The following is a 16,280-nucleotide window of genomic DNA, read 5'->3' on the forward strand; positions in this document are numbered from 1 at the left end:
GGAAAATGCGAAAACCGATGCAAGAACACACATCCCCGTCACATTCCCCGGTCACCGAATTCGCCGCCGCGCGCCAGTTCCTGGCCGGCGCCGGCCGCAAGTGGTGGCAGATTCCCGCGGTCCTGACCGTGGCGATCGGCACCTTCGCCAGCCTGTATCATCTGTATGTCCCCATCGTCGGGGCCTACGACACCTTCGTCCTGCGCCCGCTGCACCTGCTGTTGATCAGCCTGGTCGGCCTGCTCTCGTTCCACATTCGCGGCGGCAAACGGGATTTCTCCCGGCCCGACTGGACCTGGGTGGTCGATCTGGCCTTGGGTGTCGCCCTGGTGCTGTCCCTGGCCCATATCCTCCTCGACCCGACGGGCCTGGAAGAACGCTTCGCCTATTCGGAAGCGACGATGCCGGACACGGTCGCCGCCGTCGCTCTCGTCGCCCTGGTGGTTGAACTGGCGCGGCGCTGCATCGGTCTGCCCATCGCGCTTTTGATCCTCGTCATCCTGGCCTACGGCATCTGGGGCGGGGACAGCTTTTCCATCTTCCGCCACCGGCCGATCCCCACGCCCGAGGTGTTCCAGGGCCTGTACATGACCACCTTCGGCATCTTCGGCAGCCCCGTGGCGGCCATGGCGACCTATGTGTTCCTGTTCATCATCTTCGGCGCCTATATCGAAAAATGTAAGACCGGCCTGCTGATTCAGCGTGTCGGCCTGAAGATGACCGGCAATTCCCCGGGCGGCCCGGCCAAGGTCGCCGTGGTCACCAGCGCGTCGTTCGGCACCATTTCGGGCAGCGCCCTGGCCAACGTCATGGCGACCGGGGCCGTGACCATCCCACTGATGAAGCGCATCGGTTTCCGCAAGGAAGACGCCGGCGGCATCGAGGCCGCCGCGTCCTCTGGCGGCCAGCTGACCCCGCCGATCATGGGCGCCGTCGCCTTCGTGATGTCGGACATCACGGGCATTCCCTATGCCGACATCATCGTCGCCGCCGCCGTGCCCGCGCTGTTGTTCTACATCTCGCTGTTCGTCGCCATCGACCTGACGGCGCGGCGCGACAACATGCAGGGCGTGCCGGAAGAGATGATGCCCAAGCGGGGCGAGATCATGCAGCTTGCCCATATGGTGCTGCCCATCGTCACCCTGGTCGTCGCCCTGGTCACCGGGTATTCGCCCATGATGTCTGCCCTGGTCGGCATCGCCACGGCCATCGTGGTGTCCAGCCTGCGGGCGGAAACGCGGCTGTCCCTGCCGGAAATTCTCGGCTGCCTGCACACGGCGGCCAAGACCACCGTGGTCGCGACGATCGCCTGCGCCGCCGCCGGCATCGTCGTCGGCGTCCTCAACATGACCGGGTTCGGGTTGCGCCTGTCCAGCGAACTGATCAACATCACCAACGGCCAAATCCTGTTGGCCCTGATTTTCGTCATGCTGACCTGTGTCGTGCTCGGCATGGGCATGCCCACGGTCGCCGCCTATATCATCACGATTGCGATCGGCGGGCCGGTGCTGATCGAACTCGGCGTGCCCGTGCTGGCCGCCCACATGTTCATCCTGTACTTCGCCGTGCTGTCGCTGATCACGCCACCGGTCATGGTCGCGAGTTTCGGCGCGGCCGCCCTGGCCGAAGGGTCGGTCACCGGCACGGGCCTCGCGGCCATCCGTTATGCGGCCCTGGCCTTCGTGATTCCCTTCGTGTTCGTGTTCAACCCGGATCTGCTGATCATCGGCAGCGACTTCCCCTGGCATGCCATCGTGCTGTCGATCCTCACCGCCATCGCCGGCGCGGTGCTGTTCGGCGTCGCGATCAGCGGCTATCCGGCCCGCACCATCGTGGAGAGAGCCCTCTATCTCATCGCCGCCTATTGCCTTGTCGAACCCGGTCACGGGTTGGACCTGCTCGGCATCGCCATCGTCATTTGCCACTTGGGAACCCGTTGGATCCTGTCCAGACGGACGCAACCGAAAAAACTCTAGGAGACCAGAAATGCTTAACCCCGTGCCCACGTTGTCGAAAGTTCCCGAAGGATATCGGCACATCGGCGTCACGCCCATCTGCGGTGCCTTGGGCGCCGAGATCGACGGCGTCGATCTGTCGGCGGATGTCTCGAACGACGTCCTGGCGGAAATCCGCAAGGCGTTGAACGAATACCTCGTCATTTTCTTCCGCGGCCAGGACCTGACCCCGGACCAGCAGAAGGCCTTCGGCCTGCGCTTCGGCACCCTGAACATCCACCCGGTGTACGAGCCCCTGCCCGGCCATCCGGAAATCCTCCAGGTGGTCAAGGAAGCGGACGCCCTCAACAACATCGGCGACACCTGGCATTCGGACGCGACCTTCCTGCCCGAACCGCCCATGGGATCGATCCTCTACGCCCGCGAGATCCCGCCGTTCGGCGGCGACACCCTGTTCGCCAACCTGTACCTGGCCTATGAGATGCTGACCGACGGCATGCGCCGCATGCTGTCCTCCATGAACGCCGTGCACAGCGACGCCTTCCTGACCCAGGTCAATTCGGAACGCAACGCGACGCGTTCGACCAAGCTGCGCGGCGGACAGCTGGAAGCCAAGGAAACGATCCATCCCGTGGTCCGCACCCATCCGGAAACGGGCCGCAAGTGCCTGTATGTCAACGAGCCCTTCACGGTCCGCTTCGACGGCATGAGCGCCGCGGAAAGCCGCCCGATCCTCGATTACCTGCTGGCCCACATCAAGCGCCCGGAATTCACCTGCCGGTTCCGCTGGCAGGTCGGCTCCATCGCGTTCTGGGACAACCGTTGCACCCACCACTACGCGCTCAACGATTACCACGGCTATCGCCGGGAAATGCACCGCGTGACGGTGAACGGCGACCGCCCCTACTGACGGGCCCTACTGACGGGCTAGCCGGTCAGTTCAACGATCTTGTCGTAAAGCGCCCCCGGGATGGCCACGCCGTCCCGGGGCGTTTTGTCGCGGTTGGCGTAGCGCCGGTCGCCGGGCAGGCGCACCTGGCCGGGGGCGGCCCCCGTTTCCAGCATCTTGCGGAACAGCGCCTCGCCCTGGCCCAGCCAGTCGGCGCCACCCGACATGCGCGCCGGATCGATCGCCAGGATGAATTCGCCGCCCCGGGTCGGGCCGCCGTCGCGGTTGTCGGCTTCGCCCGCCTGGAACGAAAACACCTCGCCGAGTAGCGCCCCGGCCAGCAATTCCACCATCATGGAAATGGCCGATCCCTTGTAGCCGCCGAACGGCAGCATCACACCCCCGTCCAGGATCGCCTTGGGGTCGCGGGTCGGCTGGCCGTCGCCGTCCAGGCCGACACCCAAGGGCACGTCATGCCCTTCGCGGGCCGCGATCATCACCTCGCCCCGCGCCATGGCCGTGGTCGCCATGTCGAACACCACCGGCGGGCCGTCCTTGCGTGGCCAGGCGAAGGCCACGGGATCGGTGCCGAACAGGGGCTTCGCCCCCCCTGCGGGGGCGGCGAACGGCAGGGTCGAGGTACAGGCGAAGGCGACCAGACCGTCGAGGGCCAGGGCCTCGACCTCGGGCCACAGCGCCGCGAAATGGTGCACCCCGACCAGGGCCAGGGCGGCGATGCCCTGGCTGCGCGCCTTGGCGACCAAGGGCTTGCGCCCGACCGCCAGCGCCAGGGGCGCGAAGCCGCCCAGGGCGTCGACCCGGACCACGCCGGGGGCCGCATCCTCGATGCGCGGCTGAGCCTTGCCGTCGGCCTTGCCGCTCTGCAAGGACGCGACATAGCCCGGGAGCCGGAACAGGCCGTGGGATTCCGAACGGTCGCGTTCCGCCGCCGTCAGGTTGTCGGCGATGGCCTGGGCGTTGGCGTCGTCGCAGCCGTTGGCTTTCAGGCAGTTGAAGGCAAGGTCGTGGACGTCACCCAGGCTCAGGTGTTTCGGGGATGCGGCCTCAGTCATCGGCCGCGTCCCGGGATTTGATGTGAGCGACGTAGACGGGGATGGAAGCCTCCATGGTGCGGTCGGGATCGATGGTTTCCCGCGTCTCCGCCCCAAAAGGCGTCGCGTCGAGGATGCGGAAGATGTCGGCCGCCGCGTCGTGGAACCCGCCGGGCAGGTCCGCCGCGCGGTAGGTCGCGGCGATTTCCTCCATCTCGCGCACCCAACGGCCCGCGTCTGCGGGTAGGCGTTGAACCCGGGCCCGCATGTTCTTCAGGACCGCCTGCTGGCTGTCCTCGAACTCGCCGATCAACTCGTCGAACAGGTCCAGGCGCTGCGCCAGCATAAGCACGGCGGTATGGAGCGCGTTGGTCCCCTTGGTCAGGCCCGCATAGGCCATCTTCAAGCCCGACGCGCGGCCGACTGCATCGCCGATGTCGATCACGGTGATGCCCTGCCCGTCCAAGGCCGTCATCGGCGCCGTGTCCGGGCCGGAGACGTAGAACTTGGTCGAGCGGCCCGGCGCCGGGGCCAGGCCGATGATGCCGCAGTCGATGAAGGGGGCGCCCACGTCGGCCAGAATCCCCGCCGTGTCCGCCGCCGTCGCCGGCGACACGGCGTTGCAGTCCACATAGACCGCCGTCGTGCCCGCCGCTTGCATGGCCGCCGCCATGTCCCGCGCCTGGTCCAGCGCCTTGGCCGGCGGCAGGATGGACAGGATCAGGTCCGCCTGCGTGACCAGGGTTTCCAGGTCCGGGACGTCGCGGAAATTGCCCTTGGCCGCGAGGCCCCGCGTGCGCGCGCTGCGCCCGGCCAGGCAGGTGATGACGTCGTGGCCGTGGTCGCCCAGGACCTTGCCCACGGCATGGCCCATGTCGCCCGGCGCCATGACGGCGATGCAGGATGCGGTCATCTTTTATTGTCCTCTCTGTTTACTCAGCTGCCGAAAGCGCGCAGCACGCGCCCCGGCAAGGCCCCACCCTCCGCGCCGACGGGGCCCTTGGCGTCCGCCACGCGCACGCCGTTGACCCACACGCCCTCGACACCGACCGCGTCCGTGGTCAGGCGGGGGGCACCCCCCGGCAGGTCGTGGACGCGGCGCTTCGGCCCGCGGCCCACGGTCTTGGGATCGAACAGCAACAGGTCCGCGTGAAAGCCTTCCTTGATCTCGCCCCGCTCGGGAATGCGGTAGATGGCGGCCGGCTTGGCGGTCAGCTCGTGGGTCGCCTGCTCCAGGGTCAGCTTGCCCAGGTCGCGGCTCCAATGCCCCATCAGGTGCAGGCCGAACCCGGCGTCGCAGAAGAAGGTCAGATGCGCCCCGGCGTCGGACAGGGCGACCGAGGCGTTGGGGTCGGCCATCATGCGGCCCACGGCGTCCTCGTCCGTGTTCAGCAATTCGGCCATGAACAGGGTTTCCAGGTCTTCCGAGATCGCGAGGTCGAGCATCCAGTCGAGCGGATGTTTGCCGGCGGCGGCGGCCAGGTCCGCGACCTTCTTCTGGTCATAGGCCCGGTTTTCCGGCCGCGCCGTCTCCGTGACCTCGATCTTGTGCCATTCGCCGTTGAACAGGCGCACGCCGGCCTCGCCCTCCAGTTCGTCCTTCACCGCCTGACGGAAGGCGTCGGAGGCATAAACGGCCTTGAGCGCCTCGCCCGAGGCCTCCATGGCCGGTTTCCAGGCCGCGAGCCCTTCCAGGGGATAGGCGGATTTCAGTGAGAAATCCATGTACAGCGGGCAGCACGACACCTGCCCCCACAACTCCCGCCCGTTGGCCCGCGCGGCGGCGACGGCGGCCAGGTCCTTGAAGGTGCCTTCCGGGTTGGTCGGGTTGTGCAACAGAGCCGCGATCATCACCGGCCGCCCCGATTTGGCGGCGATGGTTTCCAGGTACGGCACGTCTGTGGTGTTGCCCTTGGTCAGCATGAACACGCCCTGCCCGCCTTCGCCCATGGCGGTGACCAGGGTTTCCAGCTCGCGGGTGTCGGCCAAACGCGACGGCATCGGCACGCCGCCCCAGCCGTTGTGCTGCGGCGCCGTCGAGGTCGCGAAGCCGACGGCCCCGGCCGCCATCGCGGCGCGCACCAGGCGGGCCATCTCGGCGATCTCGTCGTCGTTGGCCGCGCGCTCGGTCGCCGCGTCGCCCATGACGTAGGTGCGCAGCGACGAATGGCCCAAAAAGGCCGCGACGTTGAGGGCCGAGCCGCGGGCTTCCAGCATGTCCAGATATTCGGGGAAGGTCTCGAAATCCCAGGCGATGCCCGACCGCAGCACGTCCAGCGACATGCCCTCGACCTGCACCAGGTTCTTCATGATCAGGTCGCGGTCGGGCGCCTTGCAGGGCGCGATGGTGAACCCGCAGTTGCCGATCAGCACGCTGGTCACGCCCAAGGCCGGCGACGGCGTGCACCAGGGGTCCCAGGTGATCTGCGCGTCGAAATGGGTATGGCTGTCGATGATCCCCGGCATCAGGGCCAGACCCGAGGCGTCAATTTCCTCAGCACCTTTTACGCCGACCGTGCCGACGGCGGCGATGCGCCCGTCCATCACGCCGATGTCGCCCTTGTACGGGGCGCCGCCCCGGCCGTCATAGATATCGGCACCCCGGATCACCAGGTCCATGGATCGTCTCCTTCATGGTTTCTTGTTAACGGCGCGGACGGTAGCAACAATCGCCCCCTAGGTCCAAGCAGCGATGGCATCGGGCAGGTCGGCGACGCTGGCGATCAGGGCATCGGGCGCGGCGCGGCCCGCCGTGCGGGGGTCGTACTTGCCGGTCATGACCTGCACCGCGCGCAGGCCCGCCGTCTGGGCGCCCGCGATGTCCGATTCCACATCGTCGCCGATCATCACGGCGGCGGCGGCGGGGATGCTCATGTCGGCCAACACGCGGGCGAAGAAATCCCCCGACGGCTTACCCATGACCACGGCATCCACCCCGGCGGCATATTCCAGCGCCGCCACATAGGGTCCCAGATCGATGATCAGATCGCCGTCAGGTCGCGATAAACGATTCTTGTGAAGCGCGATCAGCGCCGCCCCGTCGAGCAGCATGCCGGTCAGGCCCGACAGGCGGGCCCGGTCGAAGCCTGCATCCAGATCGCCCATGACGACGGCGTCGGGCCGGGCATCGACCAGATCGAAGCCGGCGAAATCCTCGGCCAGGGTCGGTTCCGCCGCCAGATGCACCCGCCGCAGCCCACGGGCCCGCAGCAGCGACACCGCCGCCATGGCCGGGGTGACGACATCCTCCGCGTCCACGGGCAGGCCCATGTCGCGCAGCCGCCGCCACACGGCGGCGCGCGGGCGCAGGGTGGTGTTGGTGAGAAATCGGGTTTTCAGGCCCCGGTCACGGGCCCAATCCAGGGTTTCGGCCGCACCGGGGACGGGCGTCCCGCCCTGGTAGAGGACGCCTTCAAGGTCGAACAGAATACCTTCAAGCGCCGTTGCCATGGGCCGATTATGCCATTTTTCCACTCCGGCGGGAACCGGCCATGGTCAGTCGCCGTCCGAATGGCCCAGGTCCTTGTCCGGCACGGCGGCATCGCGGACCCGCTGCTTCAGAACCTTGATCTCGGGAAAACCGCCGTCCCGCTTGCGGTCCCAGACGACCCGATCGCCGACCCGCACGATGAACCGACCGCCCAGGCCGTCGGGCACCAGGGTCACGCCCGCCAAATCGCCCTCGAAGGTGGTCAGCAGTTCCTGCGCCATCCAGCTTGCCCGCAGCAGCCAGCGGCAGCGCGTGCAGTAGGTGATGGCGATAAGCGGCTTGGACATCGGCGGCTCCTATTTCGGCAGGCTGCTGAGGCGGTCCTTGATAAGGCCCCAGAATACAGGCGGGTCAAGGTCGCTTGTATAGCGCCAGCCCAGATGATCGGCACAACCCCGGCAATGGGCGAAATTCCAGGCATGCCCCTTGAACCAGGTGAATTGTTCCGTCGGCGGCCCGTGGTCCACCGCCCCCGGCGCCTCCAGAAAACAGACGACCGTGAACAGATGGCCCGCCGGATTCGCGCAGATTCGCTCATGTCCGCCGTCGGGCGCAAAAACCCAACGGCGGCGCGTCACCAAATGCCCGCAACGCGCGCAGTAAAGGCCGTCATCGGATTTTTCCACGGTCTCCGTCGCGGTGCCGGTATCCCGTTCGGCGTCGAACACGGGCCTTCTCCCAAAAATCCAGATTTCATCTTAGTATCCCTTGTAAAATTATGCGCAATTTCGCACCCTATTCGAACCGCTTTCCTTTCATCCTGGGCGCGGCGCGCGGCCCATTCTTGCAGGCGGCGTGCCGGAGCCTCCTCTCCAACAACGAACACAGATCATGATAGGCGCAGACGCGGAAAACAGGGGCAATGTGCGGGCCTCGCATTGGCTGCTCCTTGTCGTGTTCGCGGCGGCTCTGCTCGTCGGCCTGGGCCGCCCGGCGCCGGCACGGGCGGCCGAGGACACCCCACGCAAGCTGACCAAGGTCACCCTGCAACTGAAGTGGGCGCACCAGTTCCAGTTCGCCGGCTATTACGCGGCCAAGTCCAAGGGATATTACCGCGACCGGGGCCTGGACGTGACGATCCTGCCCGCCATGCCCGGCGACAAGCCGATGGAATCCGTGGCCGAGGGCAAGGCCGAATTCGGCGTCGGCACCACCGATCTTTTGATGATGCGGGCCGCCGGCATTCCCGTGGTCGTCCTGGCCGTGATCTATCAGCATTCGCCGCTGACCCTGATGCTTGATGCGCGCAACGACATCCACAACATCCACCAGCTTGCCCGCGGCAAGATCATGATCGCCCCGCATGAGACGGAACTAAGCGCCTATTTCGCCGCCGAGGGGCTGGACATCAGCCAGATGAATTTCGTCGACCACACCTTCGACGTTGAAGACCTGAAATCCGGGCGCGTCGACGCCATGAGCATCTATTCCACGGACGAGCCCTACCAGTACGCGAAGGAAGTCGGGCCGGTCCGCCTGTTCCGTCCCATCGACGGCGGCGTCGATTTTTACGGTGACAACCTGTTCACCACGGAAGACCTGCTGAAAAAGGACCCGAAGATGGTCCAGGCCTTTCTCGACGCCTCGCTCGACGGCTGGCGCTACGCCATGAAACATCAGGAAGAGATCGTCGACCTTATCCGCGACGCCTACAGCAAGCGGAAGGCGCGCGACAACCTGCTGTTCGAGGCACGGCAATCCGCCAACCTGATCCTGGCGGACGTCGTGCCCGTGGGCTTCATCAACCCGGCCCGGTGGGAGCGCATCGCCCAGCATTACGCCGGGCTGGGCCTGCTGCCCAAAGACATGTCGCTCGATGGGTTCATCTATGAGCAGGACGGCGTTAAGACACTGCCGGCCTGGATGCCCAAGGCGCTGCTGGGCGTCACGCTTGTGGCCCTGCTGGCGTTGTTGACCGGATTATGGCTGGCGGCGTTCAACCAGCGCCTGCGCCGGGAAATGGAAGAACGGGAACAGGCTCAGGGCGCGCTTGCCCAGCGCACCGGCGAGCTTGAGGAAAGCAACAGCCAGAAGGACGTGCTGTTGACCGTCATCGGCCATGATATCCGAAACCTGTTCAACCCACTGCTGATCTACGCCCAACTTCTGGCTGATCCCAGCCGCAAGCTCGATCCCAAGACGGTCCAGGAATACGGCGAAAAATTGTACGAGGCCGGGCGCAACGCGTCCGAGGTTCTGGAAAACCTGCTGGAATGGGCCCTGGTGCGCACGGGGCAGCGCCAGACGCATATGGAGGTCACGGACCTCGGCGCCCTGGCCCGGCAGACGGCGGGCGTCTATTCCTCAGACGCGACCCTGCGCGGCGTCACGTTAAGGGTCGAGGCGGGGCCGCCGATCAAGGTCCAACTCGACCGCCACCAGATGTCGACGGTGATCCGCAACCTGGTGAACAACGCGCTCAAGTTCACGCCCAAGGGCGGCGAGGTCTCGGTCCGCGTCTGCCGCGACGGCACGGATGCGAAGGTGGTGATCGCCGACACCGGCATCGGCATGGACCAGGATCTGGTCAACCGCGTGCTGTCGGGCGCCAGCGCCGATCTGGCGACGGGTTCCAAGGGCGAGATCGGCACCGGCGTGGGCCTGGCCCTGTGCCGCCAGTTGGTGCAGGTCAACGACGGCCGCCTGAACATCGAAGCAAACCCCGGCGGCGGCACCGTGTTCACGGTGACCCTGGCCGTGGCGGATGTTGCCGCAAGCGACGCCGCCGACTAGGGGGCTATTTCAAATCGCGGGAATTCAGACCAGCGGCTTGGCGAAGTAATAGCGCGTCAGGCCGGAGCCGACCGTGCGCTTGGTCTGCACGGTGGACGCCTCCTCGCGCTCCAGGTCGTAACCGGAAACTTCGTAGAGAGCCTTGGCCTGAGGCTGCAGGGCCGAGGTCGAAAGCACGATGCGCGTATAGCCCAGATCGCGGGCCCGGTCCTCGGCATAGGCCAGCAGTTTGCGGCCGATGCCCCGGCGGCGGAAGTCGGCGGCGACGTACATGCGCCGAACCTCGACCTCGTTGTTGTCCAGACGCTCCAGACCGACCATGCCGGCGACGACGCCGTCGATCTCCGCCACCCAGAAGCCGAAGCCGGGCCGCCCGTAGTATTCGGGGATGCGGTTGATCTCTTCGTCCAGGGCAAGCTGGATATAGGACTCGAACAGGTCCTCCATCCCCGGCTGGGTGATGTGACGGTTCCAGTTGATGAAAATGTCGCGGACCCGGGCGTGGTCGGCCGGGGTGAAAGGTCGGATAAGCACCGCCGTCAACCCTTCAGCTTCTCGCGCAGCAGCTGGTTGACCTGCTGGGGGTTGGCCTTGCCCTGGGTCGCCTTCATGATCTGGCCGACGAACCAGCCGATGGCCTTGTCGTTGCCCTGGCGGATTTCATCGGCCTGTTCCGGGTTGGCGGCGATGGCGGCGTCCACGGCGGCCTCGATGGCGCCGGTGTCGGTGATCTGCTTGAGGCCCTTGTCCTCGACGATCTTTTCCGGATCGCCCGAGGTTTCCCACATGATCTCGAACACGTCCTTGGCGATCTTGCCGGAAATGGTGCCGTCGTCCATGAGGCTGAGCAGCTTGCTCAGATGGGCCGCCGAAATGGGGCTGTCGGCGATCGTAAGACCGGCCTTGTTGAGCGCCCCGAACAGATCGTTCGTTACCCAGTTGGCGGCCTTTTTCGGATCGCTTGCGGCGGCCACGGCCTCGAAATACTCCGCACTTTCCCGGTCGGCGACCAGGGCCGACGCATCCTTGGCCGACAGGCCCATGTCATCCATGAAGCGCTGCTTCTTGGCGTCGGGCAGTTCGGGCAGGGTCTTGCGCAGGCCCTCGATGAACTCGTCCGTCAATTCCAGCGGCAGCAGGTCCGGGTCCGGGAAATAGCGGTAATCGTGGGCGAATTCCTTGGCCCGCATGGGGCGGGTTTCGCCCTTCACCGGGTCCATCAGGCGGGTTTCCTGGACGATCTCGCCGCCGCTTTCATGGATGTCGACCTGGCGTTCGGCTTCGATCTCGATGGCCTGCATGATGAAGCGCACGCTGTTCACGTTCTTGATCTCGGCCCGGGTGCGATACCCTTCCTCACCCACCTTGCGCACGGACACGTTGACGTCGGCGCGCATGGAGCCTTGCTCCATGTTGCCGTCGCAGGTGCCCAGATAGCGCAGGATGGAGCGCAGCTTGCGCACGAAAGCCCCCGCCTCTTCCGGCGAGCGGATGTCCGGCTTGGTCACGATCTCCATCAGGCAGACACCGGCCCGGTTGAGGTCGATGAACGAGCGCTTGGGGTCCTGGTCGTGCATGGACTTGCCGGCGTCCTGTTCCATGTGCAGGCGCTCGATCCCGATGTCGCGGGTCGTGCCGTCGGCCAGATCCACGGTGACGATGCCCTCGCCCACCACGGGATGCAGGTACTGGGAAATCTGATAGCCCTGGGGCAGGTCGGCGTAGAAGTAGTTCTTGCGTTCGAACACGCTGGTCTTGTTGATCTTGGCGTTCAGGCCCAGGCCGGTCTTGACCGCCTGTTCGATACAATAGCCGTTGATGACCGGCAGCATGCCGGGCATGGCCGCGTCGATCAGCGAAACCTGGGAATTGGGCCCGGCCCCGAAGGCCGTGGGCGAGCCGGAGAACAGCTTGGCCTGGGACGAGACCTGGGCATGGACCTCAAGCCCGATGACGACTTCCCAGTCGCCGGTGTCGCCCTGAATGATGTAGCTCATCAGACCTGCCCTCCCAGGAACTTCGGCAAGGCGTCGAACACAGCGGCATCCTCGATGGCTTTTGCCGCGCGTAGCACCGTTTCCTCGTCGAAGGGCCGTCCAACCAGTTGCAGGCCGAGCGGCAGGCCGTCCTTGTCCAACCCCGCGGGCACGCTGATGCCGGGCAGGCCGGCCAGGTTGGCGGGCACGGTGAACACGTCGTTCAGGTACATGGCGATGGGATCGTCCATCTTGGCGCCGATCGGGAAGGCCGCGTTGGGCGCCGTCGGGGTCAGCAGCACGTCGACGTCTTCAAACGCCTTCGTGAAGTCCTCCAGGATGCGGGTGCGGACCTTCTGCGCCTTCACGTAGTAGGCGTCGTAATAGCCCGCCGACAGCACATAGGTGCCGATCATCACGCGGCGGCGGACTTCCGCGCCGAAGCCCTCGCCGCGGGTGTTGGCGTACATGTCGTCAAGCGTGTCGCCGTCGACGCGCAGGCCGTAGCGCACGCCGTCATAGCGCGCCAGGTTGCTGGACGCTTCCGCCGGGGCGACGATGTAATAGGCCGGCAGGGCGTATTTGGTGTGAGGCAGCGAGACCTCCTTGATCTCCGCCCCCTGGGCCTTGAGCCACGCGGCCCCCTGGTCCCACAGGGCCTGAATTTCCGCCGGCATGCCGTCCATGGTGTATTCGCGGGGAATCCCGACCTTCAGGCCCTTGACGCCGCCGGTCAGCGCCGCCCGGAAATCGGGCACGTCACGCGGGGCCGAGGTCGAATCCTTCGCGTCGTGGCCCGCCATGGCACCCAGCAGGATGGCCGTGTCCTCCACCGTGCGGGCAAAGGGGCCGGCCTGATCGAGGGACGAGGCGAAGGCGACGATGCCCCAGCGCGAGCAGCGCCCATAGGTCGGCTTCATGCCCACGATGCCGCAAAGGGATGCCGGCTGGCGGATCGAGCCGCCGGTGTCCGTGCCGAGGGCGGCGGGGCAGATGCGCGCCGCCACGGCAGTGGCCGAGCCGCCGGACGAGCCGCCGGGCACCAGGTCTTCGCCGCCCGGGCCGCACCACGGATTCTTCACCGGGCCGTAGTAGCTGGTCATGTTGGACGAACCCATGGCGAATTCGTCCAGGTTGGTTTTGCCGATCATCACCGCACCGGCGTCGATCAGGTTGCGGCCGACGGTCGATTCATAGGTCGGCACGAAGCCGTCCAGGATGTGCGACGCCGCCGTGGTCGGCACCCCTTCGGTGCAGAACAGATCCTTGACCGCGACGGGCACGCCGTCGAGCGGCCCCAGCGCCCCGCTCTTGGCGCGCCGCGCGTCCGATGCCGCCGCGCGGTCCCGCGCGACCTCGGGCGTCAGGGTGATGAAGGCGTTGAGGTCCTTCGCCGCCTCGGCCGCGGCCAGCGAGGCCTCGGCCAGATCGACGGCGGAAAATTCGCCCTTGTCCAGGCCGTCCGCGGCCTGGGCGATGGTCAGTTCGTTAAGTTTGGGCATTATTCGACCACCTTGGGCACGGTATAGAAATCGCCCACCCGGTCCGGCGCGTTGCTTAAGACCTTTTCCGGATCGCCCCCGTCGGTCACCACGTCGTCGCGCCGCGTCATGACCATGCCGGCGGCGCCGGTCATGGGCTCGACCCCGTCCGTATCGACCTCGGCCAGTTGCTCGACCCAACCGATGATGTTGTTCAGGTCCTGGGCGACGGGTTCCAGGTCGGCCTCGTCGACCTTGATCCGGGCCAGAAAGGCGACCCGGCGGACGTCGTTTTTATCTAGAGACATGGCGGATCCAGACTTAAAGGGCGGTCGGTGTGCAGGGCATCTCGAGGGCCCGGCTGCGGGCGCGGAAATTACCATCGACATCCCCGGGCGGCAAGCGCCGCCGCGCCGCGTCCGAAGGCGTGCAGGCAAAAAAAGACGCAAGTCCCCCTGCCGGACAAAAATCCGACAGGGGGGGCTTGCGGCCTTTTCTCAACCGGCCTGGACGGCGGGGCGAAACCCCGCGTCGGCCGATTTCAGACGATCAACCCGTCCTTAGAAGGACGCGGTCAACGAACCGATGACGACGTCGTCAGCCAGACGGCTGTTGCTGATCGAGGTGTCGATGTACTGCACCCCGATGGAGACGTTCTCCGTGAGGCCCAGCGACGCGCCGATCGACCAGGTGGTGTAGTCGGGCTGCGCGAAGGTGGCGTTCTTTTCGATCAACTGACGGCCGATGGACGCGTCCAGCGTGATCCCGGCAAGCACCTTGATCGGCACCGCGTAGGACACGTTGGCGGTGAACCAGTGACCCGTGCCGCTGCCGCCGAAGAAGTCCGGCGAATAGGCGTAATTACCGCCGACCGACAGGCCGTCCATGATGTCGTAGCTGAGACCCAGGGCAACTTCCCACAGGTCGTAGTTCACGTTATCGGACGCACCCGGATAGGAGTAGTAGATGAAGCCGACGTCCCAGCCGATACCCGCGGCGGAGCCGGAAATGCCACCATAGTAATCGATTTCGGCGCTGGCCTTGTCGCTGTCGCCGAAGTCGACGTTGGAACCCCACGTGCCGAGATAGACGGCCGTGTCGGCGATGCCCGTGTCCATCGACCAATCGATGCCGCCCTGAATGGCGGGTTTTTGGGACGATTGATCCAGACCGCGGAAACGGTATTCGGTCACGAGGCCGGCGTTAGCCGAGAAGGTACCGGGGAATTTCATATCTTCGGCCTGCGCCGGGAGGGACGCACCCACCACCGCCACAAATCCGAGGGCACTCAAAAGCCGCACCACAGATGCCATTTTCTTGATCCTTTTTCACAGTTTACCCGAGGCGTACACCCCACTGCGTTTGGTGGTAGCAAATTGGATGCCAGATGCGTACAAATTATTTTATTGTTACAATTCAATTACTTACATGAAAATTTTGGACCGAATGTGGTAAAAACAACACAGATGAATGCGCATTTATGACGCATCAAAATATAATTGCATAAATAATAGGCATTTGTTGAGTCAAAAATCGGTCGATTAGGCTCGAATTTGCGATCAACGCTGAAAATTCGGACAAAACAGCCTCAGCGCCCCTGACAAGCGATAAGACAGGCAGCAAGACAGGTGGCGATTTTGCGTCCGACCGATGCAAAAAGGTCACGCAATTGAGAGATGCATGCTTGAGAAATGTGCGCCTGCCGGCAGCGGCTATCCGCCGGACCCCCGCAGCGCCTTGGCGAAGTCCGACCAGAACGCCGGCGACCAGGATTGAACCGCCAGGGTGATGGCGGCGGCCAACGCCGACGAAACGGTCTTTGCCGGCATTGACCGCGCCTTGTCCGCGGTCAGGTACTTGTCGACGCTGACGGTGTCGAGGCGCACTTCGCCCTTTTCCGCGTCATATAGAAAATTGGTCGAGAACACGCGCTCGTACTCTTGCGCCAGTTCCAGGACATCCATGCCGATCTGGTGGATCGATTTGACACCGCCGTTGTACGGGCCTTCGGTGACGAACAGCGGCATCTCGAACGCAAAGGACTTTCCGTCGCGGCGGCATTCGAGCATCGCGCGGTAATCGACGGAATTGAACATCTGGCCCTCGATGGGGCTTTCGCCTTCGAACACCGCGCGATAGGCACAGGTTCCCCCGGTGATCGCCGCCTTGCCCGTGATCGGCTCGTCGATCACGGCATCGATCAAAGGCATCAACACCGGACTGTAAACGAAGCCCAAATCCTTGCCGTCCGCGCGCACCGCCAACCAGCTCCCCTTGGCCTTGCCGACCACCTTCACACGGTCGCCTTCACGGAAACTGCCGACCTTCGTGCCGTTGGTGTCGGGTTCGCCACGCACGTTCAAATCCTTGGTCACCACATAGGTACCCGCGAGCGGCGTCACGGCTTGCCCCAGAAAGGTCTTTTCCGGCTTGTCCTGGGCCGCGGCCCCGAAGGCGGCGAAAACCGCCAGCCCCCCGGCGACGCACAAACAAAAGGCACGACGCCCGGCAGACGGCGCGCCGATCCCGCGCCACAGGATTGGAGTGACTAAATGCAATGCCCCATACATCGCCGAACCGCCCTAATCAGCCCGCGGACCCCCCGCGCCGAAGTAAAGTTATGCCCCTTGGAAGGGGATATATGTTACCTCTATCAACAAGTTAGCACCACCTAACTTTTCCCGCGCCGCGTTTATCAAGCGAC

General features: G+C 65.2%; 15 protein-coding genes. 3 read left to right on the forward strand and 12 right to left on the reverse strand.

The window, feature by feature from the left end; translation table 11 throughout:
- The first annotated feature begins 17 nt into the window (after positions 1 to 17).
- A complete protein-coding gene (locus RJ527_01135; protein WND76359.1) occupies positions 18 to 1,976 on the forward strand; it encodes a TRAP transporter fused permease subunit in 1,959 nt (652 codons plus the stop codon).
- 10 nt (positions 1,977 to 1,986) lie between these two features.
- Positions 1,987 to 2,865 carry a TauD/TfdA family dioxygenase gene (locus RJ527_01140; protein WND76360.1) on the forward strand — a complete coding sequence of 293 codons (879 nt, stop codon included), beginning with the start codon at positions 1,987 to 1,989 and terminating at the stop codon, positions 2,863 to 2,865.
- A 17-nt stretch (positions 2,866 to 2,882) separates the two neighbouring features.
- On the opposite strand, the gene RJ527_01145 is transcribed toward RJ527_01140, so the two are convergent.
- From RJ527_01145 to RJ527_01170, 6 genes are read right to left on the reverse strand one after another with little or no spacing between them, the layout of a single operon-like run.
- Positions 2,883 to 3,917 carry an Ldh family oxidoreductase gene (locus RJ527_01145; GenBank protein WND76361.1) on the reverse strand — a complete coding sequence of 345 codons (1,035 nt, stop codon included), beginning with the start codon at positions 3,915 to 3,917 and terminating at the stop codon, positions 2,883 to 2,885.
- The gene (locus tag RJ527_01150; protein WND76362.1) at positions 3,910 to 4,809 is read right to left on the reverse strand and encodes a DUF1932 domain-containing protein; all 900 of its coding nucleotides are present in this window, start codon (positions 4,807 to 4,809) and stop codon (positions 3,910 to 3,912) included. Before RJ527_01150 ends, RJ527_01145 begins: the two co-directional genes overlap by 8 nt.
- A gap of 23 nt (positions 4,810 to 4,832) precedes the next feature.
- Positions 4,833 to 6,515, reverse strand: a complete 1,683-nt coding sequence (locus RJ527_01155) for an amidohydrolase family protein (protein WND76363.1) — start codon at positions 6,513 to 6,515, stop codon at positions 4,833 to 4,835.
- A 57-nt stretch (positions 6,516 to 6,572) separates the two neighbouring features.
- Entirely contained in the window at positions 6,573 to 7,346 is a 774-nt protein-coding gene (locus tag RJ527_01160) for a TIGR01458 family HAD-type hydrolase (GenBank protein WND76364.1), read from the reverse strand.
- Positions 7,347 to 7,391: 45 nt separating this feature from the next.
- On the reverse strand, positions 7,392 to 7,673 hold the full coding sequence (locus RJ527_01165; protein ID WND76365.1) for a SelT/SelW/SelH family protein: 282 nt from the start codon (positions 7,671 to 7,673) through the stop codon (positions 7,392 to 7,394).
- A 9-nt stretch (positions 7,674 to 7,682) separates the two neighbouring features.
- Complete coding sequence (locus RJ527_01170; GenBank protein WND76366.1) at positions 7,683 to 8,054, reverse strand: cereblon family protein; 372 nt, start codon at positions 8,052 to 8,054, stop codon at positions 7,683 to 7,685.
- 163 nt (positions 8,055 to 8,217) lie between these two features.
- On the opposite strand from RJ527_01170, the gene RJ527_01175 reads away from it, so the two are divergent.
- On the forward strand, positions 8,218 to 10,119 hold the full coding sequence (locus tag RJ527_01175; protein ID WND76367.1) for an ABC transporter substrate-binding protein: 1,902 nt from the start codon (positions 8,218 to 8,220) through the stop codon (positions 10,117 to 10,119).
- A gap of 24 nt (positions 10,120 to 10,143) precedes the next feature.
- Here RJ527_01175 and RJ527_01180 read toward each other — a convergent pair whose 3' ends face one another.
- From RJ527_01180 to RJ527_01205, 6 genes are all read right to left on the reverse strand, one after another.
- A complete protein-coding gene (locus tag RJ527_01180) occupies positions 10,144 to 10,653 on the reverse strand; it encodes a GNAT family N-acetyltransferase (protein ID WND76368.1) in 510 nt (169 codons plus the stop codon).
- A 5-nt stretch (positions 10,654 to 10,658) separates the two neighbouring features.
- Positions 10,659 to 12,116 carry an Asp-tRNA(Asn)/Glu-tRNA(Gln) amidotransferase subunit GatB gene (gene gatB, locus RJ527_01185; protein WND76369.1) on the reverse strand — a complete coding sequence of 486 codons (1,458 nt, stop codon included), beginning with the start codon at positions 12,114 to 12,116 and terminating at the stop codon, positions 10,659 to 10,661.
- Positions 12,116 to 13,597 carry an Asp-tRNA(Asn)/Glu-tRNA(Gln) amidotransferase subunit GatA gene (gene gatA / locus RJ527_01190; GenBank protein ID WND76370.1) on the reverse strand — a complete coding sequence of 494 codons (1,482 nt, stop codon included), beginning with the start codon at positions 13,595 to 13,597 and terminating at the stop codon, positions 12,116 to 12,118. The genes gatB and gatA overlap by 1 nt, the downstream gene beginning before the upstream one ends.
- Positions 13,597 to 13,884 carry an Asp-tRNA(Asn)/Glu-tRNA(Gln) amidotransferase subunit GatC gene (gatC, locus tag RJ527_01195; GenBank protein WND76371.1) on the reverse strand — a complete coding sequence of 96 codons (288 nt, stop codon included), beginning with the start codon at positions 13,882 to 13,884 and terminating at the stop codon, positions 13,597 to 13,599. Before gatC ends, gatA begins: the two co-directional genes overlap by 1 nt.
- A 252-nt stretch (positions 13,885 to 14,136) precedes the next feature.
- Complete coding sequence (locus RJ527_01200; GenBank protein WND76372.1) at positions 14,137 to 14,889, reverse strand: TorF family putative porin; 753 nt, start codon at positions 14,887 to 14,889, stop codon at positions 14,137 to 14,139.
- A 399-nt stretch (positions 14,890 to 15,288) separates the two neighbouring features.
- Positions 15,289 to 16,065: an SH3 domain-containing protein gene (locus RJ527_01205; protein ID WND76373.1), complete on the reverse strand. Its 777-nt coding sequence runs from the start codon at positions 16,063 to 16,065 to the stop codon at positions 15,289 to 15,291.
- Positions 16,066 to 16,280 lie beyond the last annotated feature (215 nt).

The sequence above is a fragment of the Thalassospiraceae bacterium LMO-SO8 genome (genome assembly GCA_031655335.1).
Taxonomy (GTDB): domain Bacteria; phylum Pseudomonadota; class Alphaproteobacteria; order Rhodospirillales; family Casp-alpha2; genus UBA1479.